Consider the following 13908-nt stretch of genomic DNA (forward strand, 5'->3'; position numbering starts at 1 on the left):
GTCAGCCCTCCCGCCGGGTGCGCGGGTCCAGCAGCAGGTAGCCGATGTCCGCGAGCAGGTTCGCCACCAGCACCGCCAGTGTGATCACCAGGAACACGCCCTGCATCAACGGGTAGTCCTTCGCGCCGATGCCCTGGAACAGCACGTAACCGAGGCCCGGGTAGGAGAACACCATCTCGACCAGCAGGGCGCCGCCGACGATGAAGCCCAGCGACAGCGCGAAACCGGAGATCGACGGCAGCACGGCGTTGCGCGCGGCGTAGGCGAACATGATCCGCTTCTGCGTGAGCCCCTTGGCCCGCGCGACGAGCACGTAGTCCTCGGCCGTCACGGTCACCATCATGTTGCGCATGCCGAGGATCCAGCCGGCGACCGAGCTGATGACGATCGTGATGCCGGGCAGCACGGCGTGCTCCAGGACGCTGCCGATGAACTCGCCGGAGAACTCGGGCACGAGCCCCGGCGCGTAGCCGCCGGACGCCGGGAACAACGGCCAGGTCACGGAGAACAGCGAGATCGCGATCAGGCCGAGCCAGAAGTACGGGATCGACGACAGGAACGTCGTCATCGGGATGAGGTTGTCCATCCACGACCCGCGTTTCCAGCCCGCGTACACCCCCAGCAACGTGCCGAGGACGAACGCGATGACCGTGGTGACGCCGACCAGCCCGAGCGTCCACGGCAGCGACTGGCTGAGCACGTCCGCGACCGGAGTCGGGAAGAACGTGAAGGACAGCCCGAGGTCGCCTTGGAGCAGCGAGCCCCAGTAGTCGACGTACTGCTGCCAGATCGACTTGTTGTCGTCGAGGCCGAACAGGATGTAGAGCGACGCCATCGCGTCGCTGTTGAGCCGGCCACCGAGCTTGGTGATCATGGCCTGCACGGGGTCACCGGGGAGCAGGCGCGGCAGCAGGAAGTTGGCCGTGATCGCCGCCCAGAGGGTGACGAGGTAGAACACGGCACGGCGGAGCAGGAACGTCATGCCGCCGCCTCCACGTACAGCCAGCACGCCGCCCAGTGCCCGTAGGAGTCGACGTCGGTGCGCGGGGGCGCCTCGGTCCAGCAGCGGGACTGCACCTTCGGGCAGCGCGGCGCGAACTGGCAGCCGGTCGAGACCTGCGTGACCTCCTCCGGTGGTGCGTCCAGCGCCATCACCGACCGTTCGGGGTCGGGCGCCGACTCGATCAGCAGCTGCGTGTACGGGTGCGCGGGCCGCTGCGTCACGGTCTCGCTGTCACCGCCCTCGACGATCTGCCCGCCGTACATCACGAACGTCTCGTCCGCGAAGTAGCGCGCCGACGCGATGTCGTGCGTGATGTAGAGGACGGCGAGCTTGAGCCGTTCCTTGAGGTCCAGCAACAGGTTCAGCACGCCGAGCCGGATCGAGACGTCCAACATGGACACCGGCTCGTCGGCGAGCAGCACCTCGGGGTGCGCGGCGAGCGCGCGGGCGATCGCGACGCGCTGCCGCTGACCGCCCGAGAGCTCGTGCGGGTACCTGCCGGCGAAGTCCGCGGGCAGGTTCACCCTCTCGAGCAGTTCCTCCACCGTCTCCGACCGCTTGTGGATCTTGAGCGGCCGGGTCAGGTGGTAGCGGATCGTGTGGACCGGGTTGAGCGATGCGAAGGGGTCCTGGAACACCATCTGGACCTTGCGCCGGTACTCCCGGACCCTCCGCACCTTCTCGCCGTCCAGCAGGATCTCGCCGGAGGTGGGTTCCACGAGCCGCGCGAGCAGCTTCGCCACCGTCGACTTGCCTGATCCGGATTCGCCGACGAGGGCGGTCACGCGCCCGCGGCGCAGGACGATGGAGACGTCCTGCACCGCGCGCACGCGCTTGTAGGTCTTGACCAGACCCTTCGCTTCAAGCGCTGCCTCGAAATCAGGCACTGTGTTCATGGTTCTACGACCCCGCGGGCTTCAGCTTCATGACGATCTGCAGTGCGTTGGGCAGCGTCGCCTGCGGCGGACCGTACGGGTCCTCCTCGGACGGCCAGCCGACCCAGCTCTTCGTGCTGTACTCCGCACCGATCGGACCGGCGGAGGTCGGGATCATCGGCACCTGCTCGACCATGATCTTCTGCAGCACCGCGAGGCTCTTGGCGCGGCCCGCGTCGTCGGTGGCGTTCGCGTACTCGGCCAGCGCCGCGGTCGCCTCGGGACTGTTGTAACGCCCGAAGTTGACCGCCGCGGTCTGCCCGATCGGCTTGATCTCCGCGCCGTCCATGATGTTCTGGTACATCTCGTACGGCGTCGCGCCGGTGTTGGTCCAGCGCAGCGAACCCTGGAACGCGCCGTTGGCGAAGTCGGTCGTCCACGCGTCCGCGGTCTGCGTGCGCACGGTCGCCTCGATGCCGATCTTCTTCAGGTCGCCCTTGATGATGTCGAGCACCGTCAGGTAGTCCGACCAGCCGGACGGGTTCGTGAGCTCGATCGTGACGGGCTTGCCGTCCGGGGCCTGGAGCACGTCGCCCGCGTACTTGAAGCCGGCGGCCGTGAGCTTGGCCTTGGCGCCCTCGACGTCGATCTTGAACTTCGCGTCCTTGTACTCCGGCGCGAGGAACGAGTCACCGGCGGGCAACGGCATGCCGGTCTTCGACTCGAGCTTCGGGAAGAGCTTGGCCTCACCCTTGACGAAGATCGCCTCGCGGTCGATCACGTCGCTCATCGCCGAGCGCAGCGCGGGGTTGTCGAACGGCGCGATCGTCGTGTTCAGCCACAGGCCGTGGATGCCGAGACCGGCCGGGAACCAGAGCTTGTGGTTCGCCGGGTCCTTGTCGACGTAGAGCTTCTGGTAGTCCGGGATGAAGACGTACGACCACTGGCTCGCACCCGACGCCAGCGCCGTCGTCTGCGCCGTGTTGTCGTTGTACGAGGTGTACTGGATCTCCGGGACCTTGGGCAGCTCCTGCCAGTACTCGGCACGCCGCGCGATCGTGACCGTCTGCGAGGTGAACGACTTCAGCTCGTACGGCCCGGTGCCGACGGGCTTCGGGTTCGTGTAGGTCGTCGGGTCCTGGACGGTGCTCCAGATGTGCTGCGGGATCACCATCGCGCTGATGACCTTGTTGCGGTTCACGAACTGCGGGCTCGCGAACGTGACCTCGACCTTGCCGTCCGGCGTCGCCGTCGCGGTCTCGACCTTGAGCGAGTCGCGGTTGTTGAGCGCCGGCCACTTCTTCAGGATCTCGTACGAGAAGGCGACGTCGGCAGCCGTGAGCGGCTTGCCGTCGGACCACTTCACGTTCTCCCGGATCGTGAAGGTGACCTTCTTGTAGTCGGGCGTCCAGTCCCACTTCGTCGCGAGCCACGGCACCGGGTCCTGGGCCGGGCGCGTGTTGTTCACGAACGCCAGCGGCTCGTAGATCTGGTAGCGGTAGCCCAGCGACCCCGCCGCCGACGTGGGCAGGAACGGGTTGTGGTTCTCGGTCAGCGGCCCGTTGGGCATGCCCACGGTCAACACACCGGAGGCCTTCGAAGCACCACCGGAGGAGCAACCCGTCGCCGCGAGCGCCAGTGCCAACGCGACGATGATCGTTCTGCGCATGGGGGAATCTCCCGATACGGAGCATGAGAGCGCTCTCTCATGCGTACGGCGAACTCGCCAGACCGCATGCGGTGGCCTGGCGTGTTCGTTTCAGTTGTGGTGGAGCAGGGTGGGTCTAGGGCGCGGATTCGCGCACGATCAACGAGGTCGGCAGCACCAGCGGGTGGTCGGGCATCGGCTGTCCCTCGAGCGTGGAGAGCAGCATCCGCGCGGCGGCGGCACCCATCTCCTGCAGCGGCTGGCGGATCGTCGTCAGCCGGGGTTCGGTGTGTCCCGCGACCGGGACGTCGTCGAAACCGACCACGGACACGTCACCGGGGACGGTCCTGCCGGATTCCCGCAGCGCCCGCAGCACCCCGACCGCCGAGAGGTCGTTCTGCGCGAACACGGCGTCGAAGGGAATTCCACTCGCCACGAGCTTGTCCACGGCGACTTCACCACCTTCCGTGGTGAAGTCGCCGTCGACGACGAGGTCCGGGTGCAGCGTCAGGCCCGCTTCCGCCAAAGCGAGCCGGAACCCGTCCAGCCTCGCCTGAGTGCACCCGAAGTGCGGTGGCCCGGTGACGACGGCGAACCTGCGGCGGCCTGCCGCGACGAGGTGCCGGGCGACATCCGCGCCTCCCTGCCGGTTCGTCGTCGTCACCGAGGGGAACTCCGGGTGCGAACCGCGGTCGTCGATCATGACGACCGGCAGCCCGGCCCGGTAGAGCGTGGAGATGTAGTGCAGCGCGTCCGGCGGCTCGACGACCAGCAGGCCGTCGAAGGCGTTGGCGGACACGTGGTTCGCGAACTGGTTCAACGACTCGGGCCCGCGGTTGAGCGTGTAGAGCAACAACCCGTACCCGTCGGCCTCGAGGGTGTCGACGATGCCTTGCAGCACCTCGCCCATCCACGGCCACGTGAGCGAAGGGGCCAGCATCGCGACGGTCCGGGTCCGGCCCCGCGCGAGCCCGACGGCGCGGGCACTGGGCACGTACCCGATCTCGTCGATGACCTTGCGAACGCGCTGCGCCGTGGAGGCGTCCACGTCCGGCTTGCCGTTCAGCACGCGTGACACGGTCGCTTTGGACACCTGGGCGCGTTGGGCGACCTCTGCGATCGTGACACGCATGCCGAACTTCCTTCCGCCGCCTCCTGGAACCGGTTCCGTAACCGGTTCCGACGAGGTGTGACGCAGTCAACAGCCCGCTCCCGTCTTTAGTCAAGACTCTTGCCGGAAGTTCGTGAGAGCGTTTCCACAACTCGGATCGTCTCCGCAGGTAGAGCACCGCCTGGAGCCCCGAAATGAGACTCCTTGATCGATTCGCGGTTACCAGATCCCCTGCTCCATTCGGAGCAACCGTTGCGTCTCAACCGATCGTGCACAATCGGAGGCATGGGGGTTGTCACTGCGGTGAGCCGCAACGAGGAGTACACGTTCACGAAGCCCACCCGCCCGAGCATCACGCTGCTCGCGGGCCTGGGCGTGGAAGGCGACGTCCACCAGGGCGTCACGGTCAAGCACAGGTCCCGCGTGGCCCAGGACCCGACCCAGCCGAACCTGCGCCAGGTCCACCTGATCCACGCGGAGCTCTTCGACGAACTCGACGCCAAGGGCTTCTCCGTCGCGCCGGGTGAGATCGGCGAGAACATCACCACCCGAGGCATCGACCTGCTGGCCCTGCCCACCGGCACCCGCCTGCACCTCGGCCCCGAGGCCGTGGTGGAGGTGACGGGCCTGCGCAATCCGTGCCTGCAGATCGACCGCTTCGCGAAGGGCCTCCTGAAGGAGGTCGTGGGCAAGGGCCCGGACGGCGAGCTGGTGCGGCGCGCGGGGATCATGTCGATCGTGCTGGTGGGCGGCGTGGTCAGCCCGGGTGACGAGATCCGGGTGGAGCTGCCGGCGGAACCGCACCGGCCGCTGGAGAAGGTGTAGCCCCGGGGCCGCGACAGGCGCGGCAGATGGGTGGGCGCCTCCGCTGGGACCGGCGTCCCCCCACGCACGCAGGTCCGGCGCGCGGTACCACCCGCGGCCGCCCACCCGAGCCCACCACGCACGCAAGCCTGGCGCGCGGTACCAACCGCACTCGCCAACGCAAAGCGACCCGCACTCAGGCCCGGCGCGGTGCCAACCGCACTCGCCCACCCAAGCCCCACGCACGCAAGCTCGGCGCGCGGTGCCAACCGGACAGCCGCACGCACAAAGCCGACCACGCATCCAGCCTGGCGTGGCGATGCGCAGCGAGCCGTCCGAACCATCACGCGATGGGAGCCGCTGCACACCTGCACTGGCGATTGGGGCTTTACCTTGAGGGGGCGGGGTGCTACCTCACTGGCACGGCCGGGCGCTTTTCAGCCCGGCCCTTTTCCGGCCGTCACAGCACCCCGCCAGAGGCTCAAGGTCAAGCCCCAATCGCACCCCAAACTCGTCAAGACCCGCGCAAGCAGGCCACGCACCGCGACCCGACCAACAAAACGCGACCCACCCCCGCCCAAACCGGCACGAGCCCACACAAGCCGACCCGACCCCAGAAACGCGACCAGCCCTAATCCCCGAAGTGATCGTCCAAGATCACCGAAATGGTCCGAGGCGCCTCCACCACGGCCAAATGCGCCGCCTCCCCCACCACGTACAACTCGGAATCCACCAACTCATCAGCGATCCGCCGCACCAACTCAGTAGGCGTGGCATGATCCTGCGCAGCGGCGATCACCACGGTGGGCACGTCGATCTTCACCAGATCCGCCCGCAGATCCATGTCCCGCACCGCCTCCAGACACGAGACGTACGACGACAGGTCCACCCCCAGCAGCCCGTCCCGGAACCGCTCCACCACCCCGGCCGAACACCCCGGCGTGAACCACCGCGCCACCACGGAGTCGACCACGGCCGGCATGCCGCCGGCGCGCAGCAGGGCAAGCCGCGACTCCAGCCGCCCCTTGTCCGGCACCCACGCGGTGGTGCACACCAGCGCCAGCCGCGAGATCCGGTCGGTGTGCGCGGCCAGCCACATGCCGACCATGCCGCCGAGCGACACACCGCAGTAGTACACCTGGCGCAATCCCAAGTGGTCCAACAGTTCCACGACGTCGGCGGCGAGGTCCTCGATCGTGCACGGGCCCGGGACGGGCTCGCTGTCGCCGTGGCCGCGGTGGTCGAAGCGCAGCAGGCGGAACGGGAGCGCGAAGTCCCGCCAAAGTGAGGTGGTCGTGCCGAGTGCGTTGCCGAGTACCAGAACCGGCGCGTCGTCCGGCCCGGTCAGCGTGTGCGCGAGCACGGCGTCACCTCCTCGCAAGGCCCCGACAGCAGCGAGTCTGCCTGGGCTTTTCCCGGCTCGCACGATGAACGGGCCACGAACCGCGTGACGCCCGCGCCACCGGTCGTACGACGATCCGCCCTGCGGAGCACGCGCGGGACCGGCGCGCATCCGCCATCAATCGCAACCACCGGTCTGGCCCCCCGCCGTAACACCGTTACGGGGAGCAGAATGGTGGATTGCCGCAACCGCCTATCGCACCGGGAAGCCGATGAACTCCGTTGCCCCGTTCGCACACGAAGCCCTGTTCTACCGGGATGAGGCCGACTTCCTCTCCGGTACGGCGAGATTCGTCGCGGACGGCGTGGACCACGGCGAGCCGGTGCTGGTCGCGGTGCCCGAGGCGAGCATCGCCCCGTTGCGCGAACGGCTGGGCCCCCTCGCCGACCAGGTGCACTTCATCGACATGACCGAGGCCGGCCGCAACCCCGGGCGGATCATCCCCGGTGTGCTGATGGCCTTCAGCGCCAGCACGCAGCAGCGGTTCCGCATGATCGGCGAGCCGATGTGGCCCGGCCGCACCGAGCTCGAGTACCCGGCGTGCGTCCAGCACGAGGTGTTGATCAACACGGCGTTCGAGGGCAGGGAGGGCGTCATCCTCTGCCCGTACGACGCGACGGCGCTGCCCGGCCACGTGCTGCAGGACGCGCGGCGCACCCATCCCGTGGTGATCGACGGCGAGCGGCGCGTCGCCAGTGAGTGGTACACCGACCCGTCGGCGTTGACCGACCTCTACAACGTGCCGTTGCCGCCGCCTCCGCTCGGCGCAGAGGAGCACCCGTTCTCCGTCGGCACGCTCGCGCACATGCGCAAGCTCGTGTCGGCCTACGCGCAGGGGCTGCGCCACGAACAGGCCGAGGACCTGGTGCTGGCGGTGAACGAGCTCGCGACGAACAGCATCCTGCACGCGTCGGGTCGCGGGGTGCTGCGGATGTGGCGCGAGGGCGACGCCGTGGTGTGCGAGGTGAGCGACACGGGCACCGGTTTCCCGCCCTCGTTCACCGGCCTGTCCGGCTTCGGGATCGTGATGGTGAACCTGTTGTGTGACCTGGTTCGCACCCACACGAGTCACAGCGGTACCACCGTTCGAGTGTACTTGGGGCGGTAGGGAGTCGCCGCCATCTCATCGCAATGCGCACGACACGCGGACCTGTTTTCCTTGCACAGCTATGACAGACGACCTCTCCCCCCTCGACATCGCTTTCCTCGCAATGGAGGGCGACAGCAACCCGCTGCACCTCGGCGCGGTCGCGACCTTCGCACCGTCCACTCCGGTGCATCCGGCCCGCATCGCCGCCGTCCTCTGCGAACGGGCGCAAGAGATTCCGCGACTGCGGCAACGCGCCCGCACGTCGTTGCTCGGCGGCGCGCGCTGGGTGGAGGACCCCGGTTTCGCGCCCGAGGACCACGTCTTCACCCACCACGTCCGCGGTCGCGACCGGTTCGCCACGCTGGTCTCGCACCTCATGGCGCAGCCGCTCGACCTCGCGCGCCCGCCGTGGGAGCTGCACGTGATCACGGGGCTCGCGGGCGGGAGGTTCGCAGTCGTCGCGAAGCTGCACCACTCGTTGTGCGACGGCATGAAGGCCGTCGGCCTGGGGATTCAGCTCTTCGACCCGTCCCGGCTGTCCATTCCGGACGTTCCGGAGCCGATCACCAGGTCGATCATCCCGTCCCTCCCGTCGCTGCGCGGGATCAAGGACACGATCGACATCGCGTCGAGCGTGCTGATGAACACGCGCCCGCCGACGTTGAACTCGCCGGTGCTCACCGCGTCCACCCGGCCACGCCGCGTGGTGATGTCGCGCGTGGATCTCGCCGAGGTGCACCGGATCCGGCGCGAGCACGGCGGCACGGTGAACGACGTGCTGCTCGCCCTCGTCACGGGTGCCTTGCGCCACTGGCTTTCCGCGCACGGCAGCGCGGGCCCCGACTCGGTCGTGCGCGCGCTCATCCCGGTTAACCAGCGCTCACGCTCGGGTGACGGCGCCGCGGGCAACCAGATCTCCGGCTTCCTCGTCCCGCTGCCCGTCGGAGAGGCGGACCCGGCGGAACGGCTGCGGATCGTCCGTGCGCAGATGGAGTCCGCGAAGGCGGCGGGCCCCGACCGGGGCGCGGGCGCACTGCCGTTGCTCGCCGACAAGGTGCCGCCACTGGTGCACCGCCTGGCCGCGCCCGTGATGGGCCGCTGCGCTCCACTGCTGTTCGACACGCTCGTGACGTCGGTGCCGCTGCCGTCCGTGCCGCTCGCCCTCGACGGCGCGTCGCTGTGCGAGATGTACCCGGTCGCGCCCGTCGCGCCGGGTCACGCGGTCGGCATCGCGTTGTCCGTCTACCGGTCCTCGGTGCACGTCTGCCTGAACACGAACCAGTCGTGGATGTCGGACGCGCACTGGCTCGACGGCGTGCTGCGCCGGGAGCTCGCGGCACTGCAGAAGACCCGCGAGCTGGTGGGTTTGCCGAGGTAGGGGCGCGGGCACACCTGTTCTCATGAGCAACACCGTGGTCCTCGACGTGGACGGAACCCTGGTCGACACCAACTACCACCACACGGTGGCGTGGCTGCGCGCCTTCCGCAGCGTGGACGTCACCGTGCCCGGATGGCGCGTGCACCGCGCGATCGGGATGGGCGGCGACAAGTTGGTGGCCGCCGTGGCGGGCGACAAGGTCGAGCGGGACCACGGCGACGAGTTGCGCACGGCGTGGGAAAACTACTTCGACGAGATGCTGCACGAGATCCAGCCGCTGGAGGGCGCGCACCGCCTCGTCCGCGCCGCGACCGACCTCGGCCTCGCCGTCGTGCTCGCGAGCTCCGGCAAGAGCAAGCACGTCGAGCACTACCTGAAGCTGCTCGACCCCGGCGACGTCGCGTGGACCACCTCGGACGACGTCGACGACAGCAAGCCGGCGCCGGACCTGATCGAGGTGGCGCTGCGCGAGGTGAACGGCGAGCGCGCGGTCGTGATCGGCGACTCGGTGTGGGACTGCGAGGCCGCGAAGCGCGCCGGACTGCCGTCGATCGGGCTGCTGACCGGCGGGTTCGGGGAGGACGAGCTGATCGACCGCGGGGCGTCGGCGGTGTACCCGGACCTGGACACGCTGCGGGCGGAGCTGTCGGACCTGCCCTTCGCCGTGGTGGAGGAGCCGAAGGCCTGACGGTCTGGGCCTACGGCAGGGGGACCTGGGACGGCGTCGGCAGCTCGGAAGGCTTCCCGCGGTCCTTCTTCCGCTCCTTGCTCGCTTGGGTCGTCTCCTCGGCCGGTTCCACCGTGGTCTCCACCACCACAGAGGTCGACGTCGACACCACGGCCCCGGCCCCCGGCACCGCCACCCCGGGCAGCCCCGGCGCCTCCGAGGAACCGGACGGCGTCTGCACCACCGTCACCGTGGACGGGGTCACCGTCACGACACGGGTCTGCTCGTCGGGCGCGACCGTCCGGTCTGCGGCGGGGGCCTCGCCGCCGGAGAGGTTCACGACCCCCACGGCGGCCATCGCGCCGACGGCGACGGCGGCGGCCGCGATCGCCACGCGCCTGCCACGCCGCGACCGGGGCTCGGGCACGACCACGTCCGGGGCGACGGGCGCGTCCGGCAGCAGTGCCGGCAACCCGCGGCTGGCCTCGAAGGCGACCTGCAGCGACTCCGCGCAGCGGGCGGCGGACGGACGGCGCGCGGGGTCCATGTCCGTCATCGCCGCCAGCAGCGACTCCCACGCGGGCGGAAGGTCGACCGGGATTCTCGGCGACCTCGCCAGCCGGGCGAGCGCGGCCTCGGCGTCGCCGCCGGGGTACTCGGTCCGCCCGGTCAGGCACTCCAGCAGCACCAGACCCAGCGAGTAGACGTCGGCGGCGGGGCCCACCTCGGCGCCGCGGACCTGCTCCGGCGACAGGTAGCCGGCGGTGCCGACCAGCACGCCGGACGTCGTCACCCGCGTCACCTCGGCCACCAGGGCGAGGCCGAAGTCCGCCAGGTAGGCCTGCTTCTCGGTGTCGTCGAGCAGGATGTTGGACGGCTTGATGTCGCGGTGCACGACGCCCAGGCCGTGCACGTGGTCCAGGACGGCCGCGATCTGGCTGCCGACCCGCGCGACGAACCGGGGCGGCAGCGGTTCGCGCATGCGCTGGCGCAGCGTGCCGCCGGTGATCTCGCGCATCACGAAGTACGGGCGGCGCGACACGGTGCCTGAGGCGTACACCGGGATGATGCCGGGACATTCCAGGGAGACCAGCATCGTGGCCTCGCGCTGCAGGCGAAGTTCGTCGTCGGGCAGGCCGGGGCCGGTGAACACCTTGACGGCGACCGAGGACGTGGTCGAACGGTCGTACGCGCGGTAGACCTCGGCCATCCCACCTGAGCCGAGCAGCGAGCCGAGCACGTAGCGGTCGTCGACCACCGCTCCCGTCAGGTCACCGTCCCAGCGCTCGCTCATGGGCCTCCGCATCGTCGCACCGGCAAAGCTATCGGGTCGCGTGGAATCTCGGCTACCCGGTCGAACCTGACGTTCACACGACGATCAGCCCGGCTTCGATCTCCCGGACCACCGCCACGTCCCGTTCCAGCTGGTCGGCGTCGGTCGTCGCCAGCACTACCGAACCCAACGACGTCCACAGGTCATCGGTACGCGGAACCATGGAACCTTCCCGATACGCCAGCGCATCGCTCTGGTAACTCGGCAGAAGTGAGGCGAGCTCACCAAAACGCACCGAGTTGCCGAGCTCGCCGGCCGCGGGCGACGACACGTAGACCGACTTCACGTGCTGGCGCCGCGAGTACCGGCGGGCCGAGTCGCCGTCCACGCGGTGGCGCACCATCCGCGTGATCTGGTTCTCGCCCGTGCCGAGCAGCGCCAGGTGCTGCTGTTCGGCGCCGGCGAGCCGCGCGCCGATCTCGATCAACCGGGGCCCGGCGGGCGTGACCATGACCGCCACGTGGGCCGGTCCGTTGCGGACGCCGGTCGCGTCGAGCACCTCGCGGACGTAGTCGGACAGCACGCCGACCACGGGGTCGCCGGACTCGACGAGCGTGTTCGACAGGTAGATGCCGAGCCGGTCGCCGCGCCGTTCCTTGGCGTAGCGCCAGACCGCGACCAGTCCGTGGTCGCCGTCGATCGAGTAGGTGTCGACCTCGTACTCGGTGCCCACCGCGAGTTCCTGCACGAGCACCTTGTCGTTGCGGACGTTCCTCTCGTTAACGCGGCCGAGGACGTGGTGGAACTTGGCGCGCCAGTCTTCACCCGGTTCGGCGACGAGCACGTCCCCCGCACCGCCGCAGTTCTGCGACTTCAGCACGAAGGGCGAGTTCTCGAGGCCCTCGCGGCGCAGCCAGGCGGCCACCTCGTCGACGCGGTCCGAGCTGATCTGGCGCAGGTGCGGCACGTCGGCGGCGCGCAACGCCACGCCCATCTGCCACTTGTCGCTGCGCGCGGACGACAGCCTCAGGACGTTCGACCGGCCCGGTGCGATGAGCTCGGACAACGTCTCCGCGGCCTCCACGCCGGACTCGGCGCCCGCCACGACGGCGATCGGGTCGTGCACGGCCAGTTTCGCGGCGAGCTCGTCGAGGTCGTGCAGCACGTGGACCTCGTGGTGGTCATCCGGGTTCCACGTCGGCGCGAGCCACGGGGACGGCCTGCCCGCCGTCAGGACGGCGATCGCGCCGACACCTCGCCGCGCGAACGCGGGGGCGATGCCCCGGCCTTCCGAGAACGGATCCACCACCACGACGCTGCGACCGGCCACCGCTGCCCTCCCCTGCGCGACTCCGCTGAACGCAGGAACACAACAGGGCCGGAGCGAGCAGGCATTCCTGTCTCGATTGGGACGAGACGACCGTCACTCGAACCGCAGCCGCTCCCGGACCGCGGCGGTCACGAGGCAGCCGGAGGTGGCGCGCCACAACCGGCCCAGCCGGACGCCGAGGTCGGTGCCCCCGGTCAGCGCCTGCGCCACGAACTGCAGCCCGAGCAGTTCCGCCACGACCTGCTCGGCCGCGTGCCGCACGTTCACCTCGGGCCTGAGCTCACCGCGCTCGCGCGCGAGCGACAGCAGGTCCCGCACGACGGTGACCCAGCCGATCACCTGCGCGGCGGCCGCGACGTCGAAGAACACGGCCTCCCGCAAGAGCTTCGCGCTCACCCGCACGGTCAGGTCGGTCTCGAGCCTGCGGACGAACTCGAACGACATCGCGATCAACGCCTGCACCGGCGACGGCTCGACGGCGAGCACCTCGTCGCGCAACCGGTGCCACAGCAGGGACTGCTCCTCGATGATGGCGACGCCGAGCGCCTCCTTGGAACGGAAGTGGCAATACAACGCGCCTTTCGACACGTCGGCCCTCGAACACACCGCGGTGAGGCTGGACCTGGCGAAACCCTCGCGGTCGAACACCTCCGCGGCGGCATGCAGCAACTTGGCCCTGGTACGGGACGATCTCTCACGGTTGACGCTCATGCCTGGGTCCGCGCGACTCCTGTGGCGACGGCCGTGGCCAGTGTGTCCGGCAGCTGCCAGCACTGCTCGATCTCCCCCAGGTGAACGGAGAGCACCACGACGAAACGCACATCCACCCGCAGAGCAGAGGCGAGAACCCGCCAGCGCGCCGAACACACCACGGCCGCGTCTCCTCCGTCGACGATCACCTGGCGAGCCGAGAGCCGTTCCAGGCAGAACGTGGCGAACAGGGTCAGGAACTGGGACTCGACCTCCCTGCGGGTGCGCAGGCCGGTGGTCCAGCAGACGCCGTTGGGGTCGGGCGCCTCCCATTCCACGGTCGGTGCGCACAGTCGCGCTATACCCGCTGCGTCCTGCGCCGCGAGCCGCGCAAGAAACACCTGCACCACTTCGACCGTCGAGAGCACTTTATCCACCTTCTCGTCCTGGTCATTGCTGTCGCAACGATCACGGTGTTGTCACACTAGTCAGAGCCCCATAATGCGAGAACGCACACCCCATTGGCCCAGCTCCGTTTCCCCCAAACATCCGATCAGACGATTCCCGCGGTACAAGAAATTTCAACGACCACCGGTATCACCGCAATGCACGGATCGGAGATCCGCACTCTGCGGCA

At 69.3% G+C, this 13908-nt stretch carries 13 protein-coding genes; 4 read left to right on the plus strand and 9 right to left on the minus strand.

The genetic code is table 11. The features are described from left to right. Position 1 precedes the first annotated feature (1 nt). From BMY74_RS16385 to BMY74_RS16400, 4 genes are all read right to left on the minus strand, one after another. Complete coding sequence (locus BMY74_RS16385) at positions 2 to 982, minus strand: ABC transporter permease (RefSeq protein WP_089916663.1); 981 nt, start codon at positions 980 to 982, stop codon at positions 2 to 4. Then, positions 979 to 1890 (minus strand): ABC transporter ATP-binding protein, encoded by a 912-nt coding sequence (locus BMY74_RS16390; protein WP_245786158.1) that lies wholly within the window; start codon positions 1888 to 1890, stop codon positions 979 to 981. Before BMY74_RS16390 ends, BMY74_RS16385 begins: the two co-directional genes overlap by 4 nt. Before the next feature lie 13 nt (positions 1891 to 1903). Continuing rightward, entirely contained in the window at positions 1904 to 3547 is a 1644-nt protein-coding gene (locus BMY74_RS16395; protein WP_089916667.1) for an ABC transporter substrate-binding protein, read from the minus strand. Positions 3548 to 3662: 115 nt separating this feature from the next. Then, positions 3663 to 4658 carry a LacI family DNA-binding transcriptional regulator gene (locus BMY74_RS16400; RefSeq protein ID WP_089916669.1) on the minus strand — a complete coding sequence of 332 codons (996 nt, stop codon included), beginning with the start codon at positions 4656 to 4658 and terminating at the stop codon, positions 3663 to 3665. Between the two features lie 264 nt (positions 4659 to 4922). On the opposite strand from BMY74_RS16400, the gene BMY74_RS16405 reads away from it, so the two are divergent. Continuing rightward, a complete protein-coding gene (locus tag BMY74_RS16405; protein WP_089916670.1) occupies positions 4923 to 5462 on the plus strand; it encodes an MOSC domain-containing protein in 540 nt (179 codons plus the stop codon). A gap of 610 nt (positions 5463 to 6072) precedes the next feature. Here the strand turns inward: BMY74_RS16405 and BMY74_RS16410 are convergent. Continuing rightward, on the minus strand, positions 6073 to 6804 hold the full coding sequence (locus BMY74_RS16410; RefSeq protein WP_245786159.1) for an alpha/beta fold hydrolase: 732 nt from the start codon (positions 6802 to 6804) through the stop codon (positions 6073 to 6075). Between the two features lie 250 nt (positions 6805 to 7054). Here BMY74_RS16410 and BMY74_RS16415 point away from each other — a divergent pair, with 250 nt between their 5' ends. From BMY74_RS16415 to BMY74_RS16425, 3 genes are all read left to right on the plus strand, one after another. Next, positions 7055 to 7951 carry an anti-sigma factor RsbA family regulatory protein gene (locus tag BMY74_RS16415; RefSeq protein ID WP_089916675.1) on the plus strand — a complete coding sequence of 299 codons (897 nt, stop codon included), beginning with the start codon at positions 7055 to 7057 and terminating at the stop codon, positions 7949 to 7951. A 61-nt stretch (positions 7952 to 8012) separates the two neighbouring features. Next, positions 8013 to 9311: a wax ester/triacylglycerol synthase family O-acyltransferase gene (locus BMY74_RS16420; RefSeq protein WP_089916677.1), complete on the plus strand. Its 1299-nt coding sequence runs from the start codon at positions 8013 to 8015 to the stop codon at positions 9309 to 9311. A gap of 22 nt (positions 9312 to 9333) precedes the next feature. Beyond that, a complete protein-coding gene (locus BMY74_RS16425) occupies positions 9334 to 9999 on the plus strand; it encodes an HAD family hydrolase (RefSeq protein WP_089916679.1) in 666 nt (221 codons plus the stop codon). Between the two features lie 10 nt (positions 10000 to 10009). Here BMY74_RS16425 and BMY74_RS16430 read toward each other — a convergent pair whose 3' ends face one another. The 4 genes from BMY74_RS16430 to BMY74_RS16445 all read right to left on the minus strand — a co-directional run bounded on the left by BMY74_RS16430 (position 10010) and on the right by BMY74_RS16445 (position 13708). Continuing rightward, positions 10010 to 11272: a serine/threonine-protein kinase gene (locus tag BMY74_RS16430; RefSeq protein WP_177229772.1), complete on the minus strand. Its 1263-nt coding sequence runs from the start codon at positions 11270 to 11272 to the stop codon at positions 10010 to 10012. Positions 11273 to 11345: 73 nt separating this feature from the next. Beyond that, positions 11346 to 12581, minus strand: coding sequence for an ATP-grasp domain-containing protein (locus tag BMY74_RS16435; protein ID WP_089916684.1), 1236 nt, complete (start codon positions 12579 to 12581; stop codon positions 11346 to 11348). Positions 12582 to 12674: 93 nt separating this feature from the next. Next, positions 12675 to 13292: a ScbR family autoregulator-binding transcription factor gene (locus tag BMY74_RS16440; protein ID WP_089916686.1), complete on the minus strand. Its 618-nt coding sequence runs from the start codon at positions 13290 to 13292 to the stop codon at positions 12675 to 12677. Beyond that, a complete protein-coding gene (locus BMY74_RS16445; protein ID WP_089916689.1) occupies positions 13289 to 13708 on the minus strand; it encodes a nuclear transport factor 2 family protein in 420 nt (139 codons plus the stop codon). The genes BMY74_RS16440 and BMY74_RS16445 overlap by 4 nt, the downstream gene beginning before the upstream one ends. Positions 13709 to 13908 lie beyond the last annotated feature (200 nt).

It is taken from the genome of Lentzea albida (assembly GCF_900111005.1).
GTDB classification, from domain to species: domain Bacteria; phylum Actinomycetota; class Actinomycetes; order Mycobacteriales; family Pseudonocardiaceae; genus Lentzea; species Lentzea albida.